The sequence below is a fragment of the Paenibacillus sp. Root444D2 genome (genome assembly GCF_001426375.1).
GTDB lineage: Bacteria > Bacillota > Bacilli > Paenibacillales > NBRC-103111 > Paenibacillus_E.
Map to the genome: position 1 here is coordinate 742,346 of NZ_LMEO01000050.1, position 20,558 is coordinate 762,903.

General features: G+C 42.6%; 20 protein-coding genes. 5 read left to right on the plus strand and 15 right to left on the minus strand.

Annotated features, from left to right (window positions below; genetic code table 11):
• Positions 1-66 precede the first annotated feature (66 nt).
• The 3 genes from ASD40_RS30675 to ASD40_RS30685 all read right to left on the minus strand — a co-directional run bounded on the left by ASD40_RS30675 (position 67) and on the right by ASD40_RS30685 (position 1,220).
• On the minus strand, positions 67-219 hold the full coding sequence (locus ASD40_RS30675; protein WP_235549447.1) for a hypothetical protein: 153 nt from the start codon (positions 217-219) through the stop codon (positions 67-69).
• 197 nt (positions 220-416) lie between these two features.
• The gene (locus ASD40_RS30680) at positions 417-743 is read right to left on the minus strand and encodes a YciI family protein (protein WP_057306906.1); all 327 of its coding nucleotides are present in this window, start codon (positions 741-743) and stop codon (positions 417-419) included.
• A gap of 261 nt (positions 744-1,004) precedes the next feature.
• On the minus strand, positions 1,005-1,220 hold the full coding sequence (locus ASD40_RS30685; RefSeq protein WP_216625547.1) for a helix-turn-helix domain-containing protein: 216 nt from the start codon (positions 1,218-1,220) through the stop codon (positions 1,005-1,007).
• A 203-nt stretch (positions 1,221-1,423) separates the two neighbouring features.
• Between ASD40_RS30685 and ASD40_RS30690 the strand changes: the two genes are divergently transcribed.
• Complete coding sequence (locus ASD40_RS30690) at positions 1,424-1,813, plus strand: helix-turn-helix domain-containing protein (RefSeq protein WP_057306907.1); 390 nt, start codon at positions 1,424-1,426, stop codon at positions 1,811-1,813.
• A gap of 7 nt (positions 1,814-1,820) precedes the next feature.
• Here ASD40_RS30690 and ASD40_RS30695 read toward each other — a convergent pair whose 3' ends face one another.
• The 5 genes from ASD40_RS30695 to ASD40_RS30715 form a co-directional block, all read right to left on the minus strand.
• Entirely contained in the window at positions 1,821-2,543 is a 723-nt protein-coding gene (locus ASD40_RS30695) for a metallophosphoesterase family protein (RefSeq protein ID WP_057306908.1), read from the minus strand.
• Positions 2,544-2,566: 23 nt separating this feature from the next.
• Positions 2,567-2,875 carry a Dabb family protein gene (locus ASD40_RS30700; protein ID WP_235549448.1) on the minus strand — a complete coding sequence of 103 codons (309 nt, stop codon included), beginning with the start codon at positions 2,873-2,875 and terminating at the stop codon, positions 2,567-2,569.
• A 28-nt stretch (positions 2,876-2,903) separates the two neighbouring features.
• Positions 2,904-3,593, minus strand: coding sequence for a metal-dependent hydrolase (locus ASD40_RS30705; RefSeq protein ID WP_057306909.1), 690 nt, complete (start codon positions 3,591-3,593; stop codon positions 2,904-2,906).
• Between the two features lie 93 nt (positions 3,594-3,686).
• A complete protein-coding gene (locus ASD40_RS30710) occupies positions 3,687-4,592 on the minus strand; it encodes an ATP-dependent DNA ligase (RefSeq protein ID WP_057306910.1) in 906 nt (301 codons plus the stop codon).
• A 44-nt stretch (positions 4,593-4,636) separates the two neighbouring features.
• Complete coding sequence (locus tag ASD40_RS30715) at positions 4,637-5,728, minus strand: threonine aldolase family protein (RefSeq protein ID WP_057306911.1); 1,092 nt, start codon at positions 5,726-5,728, stop codon at positions 4,637-4,639.
• An 89-nt stretch (positions 5,729-5,817) separates the two neighbouring features.
• Between ASD40_RS30715 and ASD40_RS30720 the strand changes: the two genes are divergently transcribed.
• Both ASD40_RS30720 and ASD40_RS30725 read left to right on the plus strand, forming a co-directional pair.
• Positions 5,818-6,111, plus strand: a complete 294-nt coding sequence (locus tag ASD40_RS30720; RefSeq protein WP_057306912.1) for a Rieske (2Fe-2S) protein — start codon at positions 5,818-5,820, stop codon at positions 6,109-6,111.
• Positions 6,112-6,187: 76 nt separating this feature from the next.
• Complete coding sequence (locus tag ASD40_RS30725) at positions 6,188-7,585, plus strand: amino acid permease (protein WP_057306913.1); 1,398 nt, start codon at positions 6,188-6,190, stop codon at positions 7,583-7,585.
• Between the two features lie 2 nt (positions 7,586-7,587).
• Here the strand turns inward: ASD40_RS30725 and ASD40_RS30730 are convergent, their stop codons facing one another.
• Entirely contained in the window at positions 7,588-8,214 is a 627-nt protein-coding gene (locus ASD40_RS30730; RefSeq protein ID WP_156390245.1) for a LysE family transporter, read from the minus strand.
• Positions 8,215-8,382: 168 nt separating this feature from the next.
• Between ASD40_RS30730 and ASD40_RS30735 the strand changes: the two genes are divergently transcribed.
• The gene (locus tag ASD40_RS30735) at positions 8,383-9,147 is read left to right on the plus strand and encodes a MerR family transcriptional regulator (RefSeq protein ID WP_057306915.1); all 765 of its coding nucleotides are present in this window, start codon (positions 8,383-8,385) and stop codon (positions 9,145-9,147) included.
• 181 nt (positions 9,148-9,328) lie between these two features.
• Here the strand turns inward: ASD40_RS30735 and ASD40_RS30740 are convergent, their stop codons facing one another.
• The 3 genes from ASD40_RS30740 to ASD40_RS30750 all read right to left on the minus strand — a co-directional run bounded on the left by ASD40_RS30740 (position 9,329) and on the right by ASD40_RS30750 (position 12,951).
• Complete coding sequence (locus tag ASD40_RS30740) at positions 9,329-10,696, minus strand: MATE family efflux transporter (protein ID WP_057307108.1); 1,368 nt, start codon at positions 10,694-10,696, stop codon at positions 9,329-9,331.
• A gap of 384 nt (positions 10,697-11,080) precedes the next feature.
• Entirely contained in the window at positions 11,081-12,103 is a 1,023-nt protein-coding gene (locus ASD40_RS30745; RefSeq protein WP_057306916.1) for a Gfo/Idh/MocA family protein, read from the minus strand.
• A 5-nt stretch (positions 12,104-12,108) separates the two neighbouring features.
• Positions 12,109-12,951, minus strand: a complete 843-nt coding sequence (locus tag ASD40_RS30750; RefSeq protein WP_057306917.1) for a sugar phosphate isomerase/epimerase family protein — start codon at positions 12,949-12,951, stop codon at positions 12,109-12,111.
• A gap of 159 nt (positions 12,952-13,110) precedes the next feature.
• Between ASD40_RS30750 and ASD40_RS30755 the strand changes: the two genes are divergently transcribed.
• Entirely contained in the window at positions 13,111-14,010 is a 900-nt protein-coding gene (locus ASD40_RS30755) for an AraC family transcriptional regulator (protein WP_057306918.1), read from the plus strand.
• A gap of 356 nt (positions 14,011-14,366) precedes the next feature.
• Here the strand turns inward: ASD40_RS30755 and ASD40_RS30760 are convergent, their stop codons facing one another.
• Genes ASD40_RS30760 through ASD40_RS30770 form a run of 3 tightly spaced genes read right to left on the minus strand, consistent with a single transcriptional unit; the run spans position 14,367 to position 20,537 of the window.
• Positions 14,367-16,079 carry a hypothetical protein gene (locus ASD40_RS30760; RefSeq protein WP_057306919.1) on the minus strand — a complete coding sequence of 571 codons (1,713 nt, stop codon included), beginning with the start codon at positions 16,077-16,079 and terminating at the stop codon, positions 14,367-14,369.
• Between the two features lie 36 nt (positions 16,080-16,115).
• Positions 16,116-17,420: an efflux RND transporter periplasmic adaptor subunit gene (locus ASD40_RS30765; RefSeq protein ID WP_057306920.1), complete on the minus strand. Its 1,305-nt coding sequence runs from the start codon at positions 17,418-17,420 to the stop codon at positions 16,116-16,118.
• A gap of 12 nt (positions 17,421-17,432) precedes the next feature.
• Positions 17,433-20,537 (minus strand): efflux RND transporter permease subunit, encoded by a 3,105-nt coding sequence (locus tag ASD40_RS30770; protein ID WP_057306921.1) that lies wholly within the window; start codon positions 20,535-20,537, stop codon positions 17,433-17,435.
• Between the last annotated feature and the right edge of the window lie 21 nt (positions 20,538-20,558).

Here is a 20,558-nt window from a genome sequence, read left to right on the forward strand (position 1 = left end):
CTTAGGGATTGTGGTGCTGCTTTCTTTTGGAGCCACTTTATGGGCAATTTCCAAGTATTAATCAAATTAGCCTTGTAATGCTCTTGCGTCTATAATTGAAAAGTGAGCAATACGTTCCTTTATTAACCAAGTTCCGTTTTGACGTACATATAGATCATCATATTTAACACTATAGTCAGTGATAACTTCTTTGCCATCTTCTTCTCTCACCATTTTCATTTGAGAGTACGAAACACCATTCGTATAAATATACACAAGGAATGCCCACGAAGTCCTTGCGAGACAGTTGGGGATTTGTTGTAGTAATATTTAAGGACCTACTTGAAAAATTGGAACAACTGCCAATGGCAGCTGTTCCTTTTATCGTCGAATAATAGAGGCCAACATAATAATACGCCACCTCATAGAGTGGAGTGTTATTTCGGTAAGGTTGCCATTATCGGATAAAATTCCGTAGTCATCACTCCCGCGATAACGGCAGGATCTTTAGCGATGAGCTGTGGGACTTGGTCTGCATTCTCAACCTCAATGATGGCGAGTCCATGAGGATCGTTTGGTTTTCGAACAGGTCCGAAAACGAGAGCAATCCCCTGATTTTGCTTATCCGTCCAATAGGCGATGTGTTGGTGCATAACGTTCCGTTCTTCTACGGTCATATCCTGAGGAAAAGTTGTTCTTGGCGGCGTAGACCATAACATGAAGTGTATTTTTCCAGGATTGTTGCTTGCAATGTTATCCGACATTACTAAAAACCCTCCAATTCCCTAAATTTGTTTTTCATACTATGACACTCAATGTAATTATCTCCCAAATCCCTTTCGTAATGCAAACAAACCGAACTAAAACATTCTTCTCGTTCTTTTAGGATTAATCTGTCCTTGCTAGAATTGGGAGGGTTTAACCTTTTACTCATCATCTCAAACATCCTAAAAAAAAGGACCCACAGCTACATGCTGCGGGTCTTAGTTTACCTATATTTTTCTTCAAAATCATTTCAATTCAAACTACATCTCAATCAGAAACAACTCTTCCAAATCCTTATCTAGCAAATCACTCAATTTCTTAGCTGTTGATGGGCCCACTGATTTAATAGATCGTTCAAGCAGACTGATATAAGCATGACTTAAACCCGAGTGCTTCGCCAACTCTCGCTGGGAGTAACCTTTAATGACTCTCGCTTTAATAAAAACATCGGTCTTCGCCAAGATCTTGATATTCATTCTGCCATAGACCCCCGTTCTCATTTTGTTCCCCTTAGAACATTATACCATTAAATTTTACTTATGCAACCATTTTAGTTTACATAAGTAACCTAAAATGGATCAATTTTATCTGGTACTTCGATTGTAATTACTTTAGTAAACTGTTACTATTAAATCGTTTACTAATGTTTACTTTTGTTAGTGAGGGTGAGTGAGGGTCTATGTATTTCTACGATAAATTAAAAGATATGCGCAAATTAAAGGGCTTCACCATCCGTGAGCTTGCAGACCGTTCAGGTGTCTCAGCAGCTTATATTTCCCAACTTGAGAACGGTAACCGCGGCATACCTTCGCCGGAAGTATTAATGAAGCTGTCAGAAGGACTTAACACTTCCTATTCCGAACTGATGGATATCGCTGGATATCTGGAATCTTCTCCGTCTGAACAGCAATTTCAAAGCAATCCCGTTAATTTGCGACGTTTTCTCCGAGAGAATGAGCTCATGTTTGATGGTTTTGTACTAACGACAGAAGATAAAGAATGGGTCGAGCGTATGCTGACCGTCTTATTTTGGAAAGACCGCCAAACGAATAATACCGACGCTCAATGATTCATTCTCATTTCACAAGACCGTTTCGAACAATTTTCGTCATCATTTCTGCATTCGGGTAATCGACTTCTTCATATTGCTTGACTACGTCTTCAATCCTATATGGAACACGTTCAATCGATGTTCGGATTTGTCCATTTTCAATTTCAACAATGGCATAGGCAGCTTTAGACATACCGTCAAAAGGTAGACCCACACTTCCGGTATTCAATAGAATTTTACCTTCCATATAACGGATGAATGGTCTGTGGATATGAGCATAAATGAAAATATCCGCATCCGACGCGGACATAAGCTTTGACTTCAGCACTTCATCACCAGCGCCAGGAAGTACGATTTCGAACAGGCTATCTGGCGTCGCATGAAACGCATGAATAGAAATACCCTCTATCTCAAGCTTCATTTCAGTAGGCAGACTCGCCAAGTATGCGATATCCTGCTCGTCCAATTGTGCAACGGTCCACTCCCGTTCTCTCTTCATCATGTCAATGACCTGCTCTGGGACTTCTCCTTGATTTACGCCGCGCACAACCCATTCATCTGCGTTTCCTTTAATGACCTGAGTATTTAAAGAACGGACCAAAGAAAGAGATCGTTTGGGATCTGGTCCACGATAGCAAAGATCACCCAGTACATAAATACGGTCTATCTCATGATTAGCTATATCTTGCAAAACAGCTTCGAGAGCGATTGCATTCCCATGTATATCCGAAATAAAGGCTAATTTCACTCGGTTTTCCCCCTGTTTATCACTCACTTCACAATTGGGTAGTCAATCACTATGACATTCTCAATAATTCCTTCTAATGATTTCACGAATTGCTGGTGCGCAGGATGCGGTCCATATTGTCGTAAAGATTCTTGATCTTCAAAAGTCACACGAAGTCCTAACGTGTATCCTTGCACATTATCTGTTTCTTCTGTCACATTTACGCCTGCCGATAAATCGACGATCCCAGGGATCTTATTTTTTAATGACAATAAGGTTTCAAGCAATTCCTTTTCCTTCTGTGGATCTAAATTCTCTTTAAATCTGAACGAAACCAGGTGCTCAAACATCATGGCTAATAAAGCCTCCTTAAGGATTAATTTAGAATGCTAGACTTCGACCAGGTTCCATGATAAGACCCTTAATTCCCTCAGAAGCCAGACTATCAACAAAAGCACTCGGATCCTGCTTAATGAGCGGAAATGTGTTGTAGTGCATCGGAACGACCATTTTTGCTTGTAAGAATTGTGCTGCGATAACAGCGTCCCGGGGGCCCATAGTATAGTTATCTCCGATTGGTAGGAAGGCAAGATCAATATCATTTAATTTACCCAGCAATTGCATATCTCCAAAAAGGCCTGTGTCCCCTGCATGGTAAATCGTTTTCCCCTCAGCTGTAATGAGGAAACCACTAGCCATCCCTGTATAAATATTTTCTTTGGTTCCTGGCGGGTTATAAGAAGAATCATGCAGCGCTAATGTCATTTTTACTTTACCAAAAGGAAACTGATATTCGCCGCCGATCCCCATTCCGTGGGTTTTTGCGCCTTGGAAAGATAAGTACCTCCCCAAATCATTGGGTGCAATAATAGTGGCTTCGTTGCGCTTTGCAATCTCTAGTGAATCACCTAAATGATCGGCATGACCATGAGTAACGAGTATGTAATCGGCCTTAATATCTTCCGGTTTTGCAGCGGCCAGAGGGTTATGGTTCAAGAAGGGATCAATGATGAGCGTATGCTCCTTTAATCGAATCTCAAGACAGCTTTGTCCATGAAAAATAATGTTCATATAATCGCTCCTTTTTTAATTAGCTGATTTCAATGAAGTGTTCTTGGTTAGGCCTGTGCCTATTTTAGCATACTTTATTTACCACTTGCTTCTTTAAGATTCCCATCTACACTCCTCAGGCTTCTTATCCGGCAAAAAACCACGAAACACCGTAGTCCTTAATTGGTGCGTGTCTGTTCGCTCCAAATAGTCAATCCGGCAGCACAAGCGTGGTTCGATCCACTGTGTTTTGTCATCCATGAACGTGTTCAATTGCTTAGCTAGCACTAAAAACATTTGCTTATCTTCTTGCAGAAAGCCAAACTCAACCACTCCAACTGGCTTATTCTTCACTGTTCTGAAATTCAAGCCAATAACGAGACCAAAAGGATTCGTTCTGTAGCCCAAAATAACCACATCAATCGATTTAAAATATTTCATTTTCAGCCAATCGGCACTTTTGGTATCCAGTTGATATTTGGAGTTCTTTCGCTTCGCTACAATGCCTTCCATATTTCGTGTTTTCATTAACTCAAAAAGCGCCTTACCTTGTCCTCCTACGAACATGGTAGGCATGATAACGGGGGTAGAATCGACGATGTCGCCAAGCCGCTGTTTTCGCTGCGTCAACGATTCATCCAAATGAGCTCTATCTGTGTAAAGGACATCAAATACTACAAATGTTACGGGATGTGTGTTTACCGCGTGATTAATCCTCGCAGAATTACTTAATCGGCCACGATAAGAAAAATCATCAAATACCGGTCTGCCACCGCGCATAACAATTCCCTCACAGTCAAGAATTGCCGTTTGAGCCTTGATCGCCGCTGCTGCTTCCTTCAATTCCGGAAATTTACTGGAAATCAACATGCCGTTACGTGTAAAAGCTTCAATGCGATTCCCCTGCTTATGCAAGAGGATTCGCCATCCGTCCCATTTGGGTTCAAATATATAATTCTCGTCATCAAAAGCTTCTTTACCGATACTCACAATCATTGGTTTTATTGGCTCAAAGAGCATTTCTAACCACCCCATAACACCAGTGTGGCACTTTCGCAACCGATCTAAACAGCTCTCATTTTCACATCCAACCGCTGGAATGCTTTCCTAAGCTCATCTTTGGGTATATTCGCAAAGCGATCACCGATATTTACTTCGTAATAACATGTTGTCTCGCTGCTCTCTCTTACATAGGGGGTTAATCCTATACCTGTCTCCTCATACAAGGCTACTAATAGAGGTTCAAGCTTCTCTTTCGGCAGATCAACATGCACATGAAACATGTTAGTCACGGGTTCTAATGGTTTTGTCACAACGCCATGGCATTGATTATAGTATTCAGCAAGCACTTTGGCTTCTTCATAATACTGATTCATTTTAGGCAATCTCCGTTTGAAATAATAGCCGCTACTTAGGATATACGGATAAAGGCTAATTAAATCGCCTCCGTATCGTCTTTTCCATACTTTGGACTCTTTTGTAAAAGCTTCACTACCGGCAAGTATGGCTCCTGCGATCCCGCCAACCCCTTTATAGAAAGAAATATACACACTATCAAAAAGCTCACAAACTTCTGCTGCTGTTTTTTGATAATAAGGTAGAATCTCGTATAGTCTGGCTCCGTCTAGATGCAATTTAATTCCTTTTTCGCGACAATAAGTACAAATCGCAACAAGCTCCTCGTAGTCCGGCAGCTGTCCGCCAATTTCACGTTGCGGTAATTCTATTAATAAACAAGCAATATCATCTTGCATATGGAGAACATCTTCCAGCCGAATCAGTCTGTCCTTATCCCCAAGCAAAATAGTTTCAATTTGATGCAATTCTTTTAACCCGTCTTCTTCATGAATTTCTAAATGACTCAAAGGATGATAAGCCACTTTCTTACTACCTTTCTTGTCAGACCAGATTCTTAAGGCAATTTGTTGTGCCATAGTTCCACTAGGGAAAAATACGGCTGTTTCTTTACCCAAGAACGTCGCCATTTCTTCTTGAAAACTTTCGATAAGTTTACCTGAACCATACATATCACTGTCCAGATTCCCATCTATATCATTCAATACCTCTTTCAAAACCTGAATGTTTCTTTTACTATGGCCACTTACTGGGTAACTTGCTTGATGAAACGCTTCTAATAATGGGTTGTTCTTGCTCATTTGTATGATCCTCCTTTGTCATTTTTCACTTGGTGAAACAACAGCCGTGACTTATAATCAAACTAATCTGGTTGAAAAGGAGAATAAAGATGAAAGAAATCATAATCGGAACAAAGGATCAATTCACATCATTTCCGGCAGAGGTTCAAGTAGAGGATAACCTGTACTTCCTTGCGGAGATAGATGGAATATACACCCTACTGTCTAGTGTTTGCCCTCATGCCGGTTACACCGTTGACCTTGAAGACGGAGAGCTCGTGTGTCCTCTGCATGGATGGACGTTTGAAGTACATACGGGTCGCTGCCATAATGTGCCAAGTGCTAGACTCCCCTCTTATGAAGTCATATTAAGAGACGGCACTCTATTAGCTCAGATGCGTTAATCTCTAAGTATATTTTACCAATGGACAAGCTATACTAACAGCTGTTATTTCTAGACGAATGGCATTAGGAGGCTATATGTCCACAAAAGAAAAGAGTGATAAGCCAGGAACTATGAAGTGGTGGCAGCTGTCATTGCTTGGAGTTGCTTGTACGATTGGTACGGGTTACTTCTTAGGCTCAGGGATTGGTATCAAATTAGGCGGTGGATCCGTCATCTTTATGTTCATTCTTGCAGCCTTAGGCACTTATATTGTCTTTGATGTTTTGGCGCGAATGACGGGAGCAGATCCCCAGCAAGGATCTTTTAGGGCATATGCCAAAAAAGCATTTGGACGCTGGGCAGGCTTCAGCAGCGGATGGGTCTATTGGAGCTCAGAGCTTTTAATTATGGGAAGTCAATTAACAGCTTTGTCCTTCTTTACCCGAATCTGGTTTCCAGCGATACCTATGTGGATTTTTGCAACGGTTTACGCCTTGATTGGGCTGGGTGTTATCTTGCTTGGGACAAAAGCATTCGAGCGTACAGAGCACATTTTTGCCATTATCAAAGTATCCGCCATTGTTATGTTTCTCCTTATAGCAGGCGCCGCAGTCTTAGGATTTATCACGGGTGGAGCTCATCAGCCGAGATTCCAGATGGTCAAAGAAACCTTCTTGCCAGCTGGGTTAATGGGCTCTTGGTCCTCTTTTATTTATGCTTTTTACGCCTTTGGCGGTATTGAAATCATGGGCTTAATGGCCACAAGATTGAAGAAACCCGAAGAGGCTCCAAAAGCAGGCAATATCATGATCCTTCTTTTAACAACGCTTTATATCGCATCTCTTATTCTTGCTTTAATCTTGATCCCCTTGAATGCCTTACAGGGAAAGGAAAGCCCGTTTCAGGTTGCATTGGGAAGTTACAATCTTCCTTTTGTCCCGCATGCGTTTAACGCGATCCTCATTATTGCAGGATTTTCTACGATGGTTGCTTCTTTATTTGCGGTGACAACTATCCTTATCACGTTAGCCAAAGATCACGATGCCCCCTCGATCTTTGCCAAAAAAACATCAGGGAAAAGACAAATGCCTTTATTCGCCATCGGTTTTACGACTGGAGGTATTGCTGTAGCGGTGCTGATGGCTCTTTTGCTGCCAGAGGAGCTTTATGAATACGTAACAACAGCCGCTGGGATTATGCTGCTCTTGAACTGGCTCTTCATCCTGCTATCATCAGGCCGTTTACTACAACTATCCGCATGGGGAAAGATCAAGCGATATCTGGGCATGGCACTAATCCTTACAGCTATCACGGGTACAGTCTTTCATGAAACGAGCCGACCAGGATTCTGGATAAGCCTCCTATTTGTCGGGATTATAGGCTTGGTCACAATAGGCATGAGTTTCAAATGGAAAAAGAACACCCACGGAACATCTTACAAACCGAAAGAGCTGCCAAATCCTAAACATGATAATCGTGAAGGAGCGACCTAGCATTATCCAAAGAGGGCATGGAAGGCTTTAATCCCAAAATGCAACCCAAAGCCAATCAAGGATAGTCCTGATGCGATGGATATGAACGAGAGCGCGCGAGTTGTGAGAAATCTTCGAAACGTACTGGCTAACGATGCCATAAAAACATCCCACATACAAATACCAGTGAACATAACCCCCGTATACAATAATACGTGGTTTCTATCGAATTCAGCAATGGTTTCAGCTAAAACCGACCCATAGATACCAAGCCAAAAGAGTATGGACAAGGGACTAGTTATAGACATGAAAAAACCGGAGAAAAACGATTTCGATAGCGTTATCTCATTTCTATAACTTTCTTCCTTTATTTTCCCCGCATCAATCAAACTTTCGATACCCGTGTAAAGCAAAATAAAGCAGCCAAATAACCAAAGGAACGTTTTCATAAAAGGTGTAGTTAGAAAATGGACGAGTCCGAAATAAATGAGGATCATCAACAAGGCATCAGCAATCAGTGCTCCAATACCCACTACCCAAGCATGAAAAAAGCCCTTCTTAATCCCTCTGTCTAACACAGCTGCATTAATAGGACCAATTGGCGCAGCCAAAGATAAACCCAAGAGAAAAAAACTAAGAATCGTATACAACTTTGAATCACCCATTCATTAAAATATGTACATGCTTCAAGGCTCGTATCATCCTATTCCTTGCGTATGACTTGTATGACTTGTATGACTTGCAGAATAAATTTCAAAAAAGCATTTGACATTCACGTTGCGTAAAGCTGTACAGTTAAGTTGTCAGGAGGTGAACAGATGGAATACACCGTGCAGCATCTGGGCAAATTGGCTGGGGTCAGCACCAGAACGCTTCGATATTATGATGAGATTGAACTTCTTAAGCCGGCAAGAATCAATTCGTCAGGATACCGAATCTATGGTCAAGCGGAAGTGGATAGGTTACAACAAATTCTGTTCTACAGAGAGTTAGGCGTCAGTCTGGACAGTATTAAAGAAATTGTCACCGCCCCTTCCTTCAATGGAGCCAATGCCCTGAAAGAACACCGTGAACAACTCTTCGACAAAAGAAAACAATTAGATGCATTGATTGCAAATGTTGAAAAAACAATTGCCTTAACCGAAGGGAGAGTAACCATGACAGATAAGGAGAAATTCGAAGGCTTCAAGCAAAAGATGATCGAAGATAACGAGGAAAAATACGGGGAAGAAATTCGCGAGAAGTATGGCGATGAAACCGTGGATAAGTCCAACCAAAAAATCAAAAACATGACACAGGAACAGCAAGACGAGATAACGCGATTGGCGAATGAAGTTAAAGCTACATTGGCGGAAGCTTTCAAAAATGGGGACCCTGCCAGTGAACTGGCTCAAGCAGCCGCGGGTTTGCATAAGATGTGGTTAAGCTATTACTGGAACGAGTATAGTAAAGAAGCGCATGCTGGTTTAGCCCAAATGTATGTGGATGACGAACGGTTTAAGGCTTACTATGATGAAAAGCAGCCCTGTACGGCAGAGTTTCTGAGAGATGCCATCCATATTTACACTGGTTTGAAGAAGTAATTCTATTGAATGGGACACTAGCACTTTTTCTATTATCCCGGTAATCATCCAGTTCTTTTACAAGAATCTGAATATACTAGTATTGTACCAGTCGCCAGCTGCTACGCTCATGTTTCTACTCTTACTAAAAGAAGCACAGAACCCTCAAGGGTCCTGTGCTTCTTTGCCTTCTATCGAATTCTTACTTGGCGACTGTTCCTACAGTTGGCTTCACGAGCGCCTTACTTTGCCATACACGGCTCTTCCACCTTAGATACATGAGTAGACCTCTCACCCATTCATCTACTGCAAATGCGACCCATACGCCTAGCAGGCCCATTTTCATGACAATACCTAACCAATATGCAAGCGGCACTGCGATCCCCCACATCGATAGAATCCCCATGAAGACTGGAAATCTAGCATCTCCAGCGGCACGAAGGGAGTTAATGACAACTAGATTAAATGTCCGGCCAGGTTCTAAGAGAACGGAGAGTATTAAAATACTAGAACCCATCGCAATAATTTCCGGATTGTCGGTGAATAGCCCTATCAGATCCTTGCGGAAAATAGAAGCAATTCCCACAACCACAAAGGTCACAAGAAGACTAATCCGCAAGCTGCGAATTAACTTATGATAGGCTGCCTTGAATGCCCCAGCACCTACCATATGACCCACGATGATTTCGGTCCCCATTCCTATTGCCATAGCTAGCGCCATGAAGTAATTAGTTATATTCATCATGTAGATATGCGTACTCAAAGCCGCTTGACCGATGATATTAATAAAACTGACGATCATCATATGTTGAGACTGCCAAGACAGGTGCTCACCGGCTGACGGTATGCCGATGCTCATGATTTGCTTCACAATACGGCTGTCGTATGTGACATAGTGCTTCAAACGAATCGGTACGGGAATACGGCGATATAAGATGACAATCAAAACGATAAGCCCAATAAGACGGCTTACAACAGTGGATACCGCAGCCCCTGTTACTCCCCATTCCGGAAAACCAAGGTTTCCAAAGATAAGAAGGCTGTTACCAGCTACATGAATCAGGTTCACACCCAACGTAACAAACATGACGTCTCTAGTCTGACCATTGGAACGGAGCACAGATGAAATCGCATAGGACAACGCCTCAATCCATATAAACGCGCCAATGATATTTAAATACTTTTTGGCTATCTCTACCTGCTCCGGCGCCAAATTCATTAGACGCATCAGCGATTCACCAAAGACAACCAACAAAATGCTAATCAAAATTCCAAAAATCAAATTTATCGTAATCGCGAGAGCTGAAATGCGACTGGCTTCTTTCGCCCTACCTGCACCCAGATTTTGCGCGACTGCTACACTCGTTCCAATCCCAACGAAGCCAAACATCAGAATGCAGAAAACAACGATTTCGTTTGCTAATCCGACCGCTCCTGTCACTTTATCTGAGATCAGACTGAGCATAAAAACATCTGCCGTTCCCAGCATCATCCGCAGGACGGAATCAACGAATATCGGCCATGTGACCGCGAATAAACCAAGCTTTTTCCAAGATGCTATCGATTCCATGTCTTTCAATCCCTACACTTTCTCCGTTCAAATGTTATTAGTGTAGGATACGTAAGCGATTGCAGTCAAATGCTATTAAAATCCATTAAAAAATACATTGTCACGTGATACCTTTAAGTTGGACTATACGTGAATAATAAGCCTGAGACTGCTCACAATAATGAAGGTTTGAAAATAAGATCAAAGGACGTGGGCTAATGTCGAACCAACAAAAAAGTCAAAACAATCCACAAAACAAAGGTAAAAACAGTAACAAGAATAAAAACAACAGTAATAACGGCATTGATGATGCAAATAAACATGCCGGTAACTAAAAGCTAGAAAAAAGCCTTGGGAATCGGCTCCGATTTCCAAGGCTTTCTCTACTGTTCCTAAAGTGTCCTTTTAACCTTTAACGCTAACCCATGCACCACGGTTATCCGCGGATTCGATTTCAGCCTCAGCAATTTCAATGCTGCCCATTGTACTGGAGGGAGTCGCTATTGAAATATTTTCACCTGAAAGTAGCGTCTCAATAAAATATTTAAGTTCGTTATAGTAACCCATTTCCGGGGATAGTTCAGGACTGAAGCCTTTTCCTTCATTCACATTTACTTGTAAGGAATCGCCTTTGAAAACGACATTGCCTTTTTCAAAATTAACTCGGAACTGCATGTCGAAGCCATAATCTCCTTCAAGCGTCCAATCTGCTTGAGCATTGATGACTTTGCCATCTTCATACAGATAGTTGGCAGAAACCACATCATATCCGCTGCCGGGAACGACATTACGTGCCAAACAGGATACGGATTCAGGCTTACCGAACAACCAATGTATCATATCAATATCATGAACGTGCATATCTAGCAGTGCTCCGCCGCTTTTCTCTTTTTGTGTAAGCCAAGGTCCCCATGTCGGAGTTGCTCCCCCGCGGTAGAAATAACCCCCCAGTACCTGACCAAACGTTTTCTCCTCAACAACCTGCTTGAGGTATACATAGGCCGGCCAAAATCTTAAGCATTGACCTATCATTAACTGCTTTCCATTCGCCTCGGCTGCCTGAATCATATCTTTACACTCCGCCGCATTGAGCGCCATCGGTTTTTCACACAAAACATGAAGACCATGATTCAAACATTGAACCGCTATGTCTCTGTGTAGATAAGTAGGCAGTGCAATATCTACGTAATCAAGCTGTTCCTTCTCAAGCATTTCGCTCACACTTGTATATTTATTGTAGAGGCCGAAGTCAATGCCAGATGAACCCGTATCGATGTTGCCTGCAGCCGCGCGACCTTCAAGCTTCTCATTGTCAATATCGCACAAAGCCACAACTTGAATGGGAACTCCTTCTGACTCCAAGCGAACGTAATTCTCCAGATGAGTCCTACCCATAAAGCCTAATCCAATTAATCCGATTCTTAGCATGTTGATTACTTCCTCCCTAAGATGGCGTCCATAGCACCCGATGTATTATAAATAATCTGTTCACCATGATGCGTATAACCTGGAATCATTTCGGCAATGACATAATCGTCATACCCGATAGTTTGAAGGGCTTTCATAACCTCTGGATAATTAACATCACCGGCTAGAAGATCCACAAAACCGTGCAAGCCTCCTGCGGCGCGGCGGTAATCTTTGAAATGCACTTTTTTGATACGTTTATTTAAAATGGAAATCCAATGCTCTGGATAGCCGGCATATAAGACATTCCCTACATCAAAGTAAGCACCCACATATGGCGAATTGATTTTATCGATAAAGTCTCTCATTTCAAGCGGGGATAGTAAAAATTTGTTCCATACGTTTTCTATACCAATGGATACCTTCAATGAATGGGCAACATCGGAAAGCTCATTGAAAGCTTCCAAAGCGTAGTCATAGGCTTGATCATATGGAACCACTTCAGAATCCGGAATGAAATCAACGCCAACAGCACCTGGCACAACCAATATCGTATCAACACCTAGAATTGCAGCGTTCTCCAATTGTTTCTTGACGATATCTTTCGCTTTTTGACGCGTTTGTGCATGTCCACTTGTTAAAGAATAAGTCCAGTATAATCCACTGGCTAAGCTCGAAAGCGCTATGCCCTGATCTTCCGCAAGCTTACGGTATTCCTTGATTTCGCTTTCTTTACTTTCCAAGCTTAATTGGCCAGTCTCATTTAGAGCCAACTCAATGCCGTCGAATCCTGCTTGTTTAGCTACGGTTATACATTGCTCCACATTCATAGAGCCTGGAAATGACCAAATATTAATCCCTTTTTTCATCGTTATCTCCTCCGTCTCTTCCCTTTATTATAAAAGAGCCGCGCTCGATAAGATTTATCCAAAAAGCCGATTTATTTGCACTTTTGCAAAAACGGATATGGTAAAATGAGATTAACACTGAGTTTGGAACAAGATCGAGTCTGAGAGAGGACGAGCAGCATGGATTTCCCAAGTATACAACTACAGGAATCACTTACCATTCAAACCCTCTTTTCCTTTCATTATTTCGAGTATGCAAAGGGATTTGTATTTGACGGAGAACAACATGACTTCTGGGAGATTCTTTACGTGGACAAAGGGGAAGTTGAAGTTCGTGCCGATGATCACATTCATACCCTACATCAAGGAAATATGATCTTCCACAAACCCGAGGAATTCCATACGGTCAGCGTGAAGCACGAGCATACACCGCCAAATCTTATCGTCATATGCTTCGAATGCACGTCTCCTGCCATGGCTATTTTCGAGAAAAAGATTCTGGCATTAGGAGATCGGGAAAGAAATATCCTATCCCTCATAATCCAAGAAGGGTTTCAGGCGTTCCTGCCCCCTTTTGACAAACCAACCGTTCATCATTTGGAAAGAAATCCGCATGCGCCTTTTGCCAGCGAACAAATGATCAAATCCTATTTAGAGGTTTTGTTAATCACACTCATTCGGAATCAAGAGCAAGCTTCCACGCCAGATTCTATGAAATACAAACAATCATCCCTTCAAAAAGAAAAAGCCGAACAACGAATCGTTCAGCAAATCATGGAGTATTTGAAAGCTAATCTTTCTCAATCCTTCACGCAAGACCATTTATGCCAAATGTTTCACTTGGGCAAAAGCCGATTAAAGGAACTTTTCCAATCCCAGATGCAGACAGGCGTCTTGGAAGCTTTCAAGTCCCTCAAAATTGAACAAGCCAAAACATTTATTAGAGACGGCCGATATAATTTTACAGAGATTGCAGCCATGTTGGGGTACGCCAGCATTCACTATTTCTCAAGAGATTTCAAGAAAACCGTTGGCATGCCGCCATCCGACTATGCAAAGTCCGTTAAAGCTCGTTTGTAGCATGAACAGGGGCTGTCCCGAACTAACATAGCCTGACGGTCACCACCATGAATGCTGAGTCCCAACCAAACTTTGTAGAGGGAACGTCGATCCGCTATTTGGACGAAAAACACACGAAATGCTGAGGAAGAGGAACGATGATGCGTTATTTCGCATTTTTTTCCTCCGGATCGTTTATTTTGATCAAATAGCGCACTCACGTTCCTCTATTTCGATTTTTATTGCAGATTTCCCTAAATAACGAATCGATGTTCCGCAAACTAGAGGTCAAGTGAGACTTTCCCTTTTAATCGACAGAAAACAAAAAAAGAGAAGGCAAGTATAACCTTGCTTTCTCTTTTTTGTTGAACTGGCCCTTATTTGATGACTTTCAATAAACGCTTAGCCGTTCCATTCTGCGTTTCGATTGTTTCATACACATTGACCGTGAAAGGATAGCTGAATTGATCGGTTGTAATATTCGTTGCATCCAGCATTTGTTTCCCGCTGATTAACTTATTTACACCTGTGAAGGAAGCGTCCTTAGAACCGACAACACGTCCGGCGTTATCAACAATTTCAAATTTCAATTTCGAGAAGTTGTTGTCAACCACGACATTTTCTTTCTGTTTAATGTCCAGATCAAGTCGGAACTTGTACGTATACGCCAATTGAGCAGTCGTCTGTGTGCTCACTGTGACATCATTGAACGTCAGATCAAATGGATATAAGGAAATGGTGGAATCCGTTTCTTCCTTCTGTACATCCGTTTGCAGAGCGGCAATCGTTGTTGTAAAAGGTGCAGCAGCCACGGAATCGAGCAGCTTTAACGAGAAGCTTGTTCTCTCTTCGGTTTGCGGCACAATGTAGGAGTAGCTTACTACGTAGCTTAATCCAGGATTTAGCGTCGTCGTTACATTCGTTTGGCGGGAACCTTGATAAGTAACACCATGTGCATTAACCAATTCCGATAGGAAGGCAGGCGTTGCTGTAGGCGTTGTACTCGTATTCGTTAATTTGAACTTAGCTACCGCAGTTTGGTAGCCTTCACCTGGATTCTCATGCAGATGAAGCTCCATAAGCGATACTTCTGTTGACTTATCAACAACTTTGGTCAAAGCATCAAATGTGATCGGCTGACCCATTGTGTAAGGCGCTGCAGCAGAATTCCCATGCTCTTTTGGCCATGCAATAGCTAGTTTTCCAGTTGCTAGCGTAATGGCTTGACCTCCACCTTTGGGTACAAACGTATCCGTCGATACAACGAGAAGGTTAGACAGTGTCACACCATTTTCCACTGGAATCGCGAAATGAATGTATTTCTTTTCGCCTGCCTCCAAGGTCACCGGGTCTACTTCGGAACGTTTGCCTTCATAACTTTTCAGCTCGGACTGCGCGTCCATTCGGAAAGCAGGAACGGTTTCCCGCCCCGCGCCGGGATTACTAGCTAATACCGTTACGACAGCTACGCGGCCTGACGCCGTATTTTGCATAGAAACTTCGACTGGTGAATAGGTCAGTCCTGAATTAACCCCTGGAATGGTGAATGCTTGACCCCATGCTAAGTTTTCGAGACTCTGCAAAGCTGTATTTCCTGTACCGCCATACCACACGGATTTAGTTGGTATAGCTAGCAGTGTAGTTTCCACCTTTGGATAGGAATAGATATCTACATTGACGAAGGATAATTGCTCAATTTGACCAATTTCCTTGCTATCAACGGAAGTCATGTACACAAGCTCGCCGATTTCTTTGGGCTGCAAAGCTTCTTTATTGCTCGCACTTGGTTTCAAGGTATACGAAACGCCACTAGCAGTTTGAACACGAAGCTCGTGCTCGGGAACTCTGTTCTGCACGGCACCTCCGTTATATAAGCGAACAGTAACCGCAAGTTGTGAACCTGACGCGGTTGGCGTCACGGCTGCACTTTTGATCGCGGCACGTATATCAGGTGTCAATCCGTAATTGACTGTTGGTGCAGAGGCACTAGGCGTCGTTGAGTCGGCCGCCCATACGGCCGTGCCGCCTTGAACGATCATTGCTCCTAGCATGATAGCTGTCAGACTAGATTTCCATGGTTTGTTTTTCATGTAAGTACTCTCCTTATTGTGAAGTTTCGCTGATGTCTATTTGGCTGTTGGTGTTGTTGTCGGCTGCGGCCCCGCGCTAGCATTAGCACTGTCTACTTTTTGTCCGTCCTTCAAGGTGTTCTGTCCGGCAGTAACCAATTTCTCGCCGTCTTTGACGCCTTCAATCACTTCTTGATACTCTCCGTTAATGCGTCCTAATTTCACTTTCCGTTTCTGATATTGATCACCTTGCTGAACAAAGACGAAGGTATCGGACTCTTCACGAATGATGCTTAATGTAGGAATAGCAACCACTTGTTCTTCCGTCTCAGTCGTAAGCTGTACCATGAATCGATTACCTGGCTGCAGCAGATGATCGCTATTGGGAACTTCCAGTTCTAACGTGTACGTTTTTGTTGCAGCACTCATAATAGGTGCCAAATAGCTAATTTTAGCTGTTCCTTTTTTGTCAGGAGTATCCGGATTATAGTAAATGAGTTCTTGCTTTCCTTTAACAAGGAGGAAATTCGTTTCTGTAAGCTCGGTTTTGATTTTGATTGGATCAATCTGCTGGACTTGCCCAACTTTCCCTGCCGCGGCAGCTACTGTTTGCCCAACCACTACGTTGAAATCCGTTAGAACTCCGTTACCTGGTGCTTTAACTTGATAATTCTCTAATGAGCGAGTCGCATCTTCTAGAGATAGGCTTGCGGATTCAGCCTGTGTTTGAATAGAAGAGATAGAATCCGAGTTGTCAAAAGCTGAAAGCTTGCTCTGTGCAGCATCTAGATTCATCTTGGCGCTATCCAGCGCTTGTTTGGATTGATCCACCTGATGCTGAACGGCAATGCCTGCGTCATATTCATTACGAACTTTGTTGTATTCTTGCTCAGCATTCTTGACTGCCGTTTGCGATCTAGTTACATTGTCCGTTAGATCCTTGCGGTTATTTACTTTATTATCCTTTGCTTGCTGCAAGGATTCTTGGGCACTTCTTACAGAAAGCTCACTTTTCCTTTTTGCAGATAAGGCATCTTTATTATCAATAACGAAGAGAATTTCCCCCTTCTCAACATACTCTCCACGTTTTCTCAGCACTTCCGTTACTTCACCGTTAGCTTTCGATACGACATCAAGCGTTGTTCCTGCCGCTACATCAGCAACTTGTTCGATCGGATTGCTAATTTTCTGCTTCTTTATGACATCTGTTTTAATCGCCTTTGGTGCTAACTGCACCGTTGCAGCCCCTTTTGCACCTGGAGCTGAACAAGCTGAAGCCAAGACCGCCGCAGCGGTCAATAGGACTATCACCCCCATCGAACGGGATTTAAATTTTCGTTTCCGCGAACTATCGTTAATCATCTATGTGCCTCCTTATACCTCTAACATCGTTTTTTCGTTTACTTTCTTACGATTGAACATACGACCTATACGGTTCTTTATACTTTCAATCAATTCGTACACAATCGGTACGACAACTAGTGTCAATAGCGTAGAGGTAATCAAACCGCCGATAACGACTACACCCAGTCCTTTACCGATTAATCCGCCTTCTCCAGAAATACCGAGCGCAAGAGGCACCAATGCCATAATGGTAGCTCCAGCGGTCATAATAATAGGACGAAGTCTTACTTTCCCCGCTTCAATTAGAGCATGACGTACCGTGTATCCATCTTCGCGCAGCTGCTGGGCACGATCGATTAATACGATCGCATTCGTCACTACGATTCCAATAAGCATGAGGAAACCAATCATTGAGGTTACGGTTAACGGCTCTCTTGCTATGACAAGTCCGAGAAGACCCCCAATAACAGCAAGCGGTAGTGAGAACAAGATGGCGAATGGTGCACTTGCGTTTCCAAAGGCCAATACCATAATCAAGTAAACTACGAATATGGCCGCAGCCATCGCGATGAACAACTGCATGAAGCTTTCATTCACATCATCCGAAACACCACTAATTTTGGGTGTCACGCCTTCAGGCAATTCGATATCTTTCATCGCAGCGCTGATTTTGGCACTCACACCAGTTTTATCAGCTGCATTGATTTTTGCAGTCACTTTCACAAGCTGCTGCTGTTTCTCACGTGCGAGCGAAGCAGCGCCTTTCGTTTCACTGACCTTAGCTACTTCTTTCAATAAAACCTTTGAACCATTCGATCCGGTCAATGGGATATTACCTAGCTTTTCTAGTGTATCTTTGTCCGATTTATCTAACGATACCGTTGTTGTATAAACGATATTATCGAATTTCATGTCTCCTAGATTTTGCTTTTGAATCCACGCACGTGCGGTATCACGAACGGTCGATGAGCTTAATCCGTATGCTCTCGCTTTTTTCTGATCCACAGCAATTTCAATTTCTGTTTTGGCATCACTCAGGTTATCCCCAATTTCACTTAGCTCCGTGAATGTATTTAGCTTCTCTTTAACCAAACCGGCTGCTTTCTCTAATTGAAGCTGATCCTCGCCTTGCAGGGTATAGGCAAAGTCAGTCGATGAAACACCGAAATCACCTTCCATGGATTTAGGCTCTACTTCAGATCCGCTCGGCAATTCAGAGAGAATATAAGCTTTCATCTGGTCTTTCACTTGATTCGGATCGACCTTATCATTCACTTGGACAAAAATCTGAGAAGCATAAGGCGTCCGTTCGTCATCTTTGCCTGCATAACCGACTAAGGCTTCAACGAATTTGAACACAGGCTCGCCATTTGAATCTTTCGTATCTAGCAGGACAGTTTCAATTTCTTTCGTTTTTGTATCTGTAGCTTCAAAAGAAGTCGCATACGGCATTTTGATCTGGAAATACATTGTTTTTGCAGGTTTCGAGCTAGGCAAGAACGAAACCGATAGGAACGGTACCGTCGCTGCAATTGTGACTACAAGCATAAGTCCTGAAATTAACAATGTTTTTATCCGATTTTTCAAGCTCCACGTCAATACCTTTTCGTAGAATGTTGTTAATTTGGTTGGTTTTGATTCATCATGGTGCCCCTTGCCCGGCTTGCTGCGAAGAACGAGCAATTTTGCGAGCATCGGAATAACCGTTAAAGCAACAATTAAGGAAGATAAAAGTGCACAAGCAATTGTTAAGGCAAAAGGTCTAAAGAACCCTCCTACAACACCCGTTACCAAAGCCAGTGGAGCAAAAACCCCTACGGTTGCCAAAGTTGAGGACGTAATAGCCATCGAAACTTGCTTCGTCGCTAAGGCGATGACGGATTCTTTGCGTTCCTGCGCTTTTTCCAATGAAGCATATATGTTTTCGATAACAACAATGGAATCATCAACCACGCGACCTACTGCGATAAAAATACCACCGAGTGTCATGGTATTAAGCGTTAAATTTAATTGCGACATTAATAGTAAGGTGATCAAAATGGAAAGTGGAATCGAGACAAGAACAATAAGTGTCATCCGAATGTTCCGGAGGAAAATAAGTATCATTAAAGAAGCCAATATCGCCCCTACAATACCTTCACGTACAAGTCCTGTAATGGACTCTTTAATTTGATCTGCACTATCATAAGTGTTTTTGAAAGTAATGTTTGGTAGTGTCGTTTCCCACTCATGAATCAGCTTCTCGATGGATCCTGAGAAATCAACCGCATTAGCACTGCCTGCTTTGTACAAAATCATACCAATAGCCGGCTTGCCATCCAGTCTGCCATTGAAGTCAGATTCCGTTATCGCCTTTACCTTAGAGACTTGATCTAGTGTTACAATATCTCCTTTAGGTGTGGTGATTTCAACCTGTTGCAAATCGTACAAGCTTGATAAATTGCCAGTGACACGAGTCATCTTATTGTTGCCGCTAATTTCTACGCTACCGATAGGACTCTTCGTCGCAGCGGAATTAATTGCATTGCTCACTAGAGCCGGTGACAATCCATATACATCAAGCGCAGCAGCATCCAGCTCAATATCGAGCGAAGTGCTTCTGGCACCAATAACGTCCATATGGTCGATCCCTTTAATTCCTTCAAGACCAGGCTTGATTTTATCTTTAAAAGACTTGTCGAGCTCAGTTTGGCTTACCCCGTCCTTCGCATAAGCGACTAAGTAATTGGAAGGGAATGATGCAGCACCGAATGTTGACGCTTTTGGCGCTCCTGCAGCAGCCGGAAGCTTAACTTCAGCCAACATATCTTGAACGGCCTGCTTCTTCTTGTCAATATCTACATTTTGTTTGAACAGAACGATAATCATGGAGAAATTATCACTCGAAGTTGAAGTTATGGAATCCAGATCTTCAATGTTCGCTAACTTTTCTTCAATAGGAGCCGTAATTTCATCCATGACATCCTTGGGCGCTCCTGTATAGGTAGTTGTTACAGCAACTACTGGAAAAGAAACGTTTGGCATGTTCTCTACTTTAAGCTGTGTGGATGAATAAAATCCGCCAACAAAAAGCATGATCATGATAATGAATAATGCCGAGACATTCTTCATGGAAAACTGTGTTAATCGATTCATTCCTGTACTCCCCTCATGACA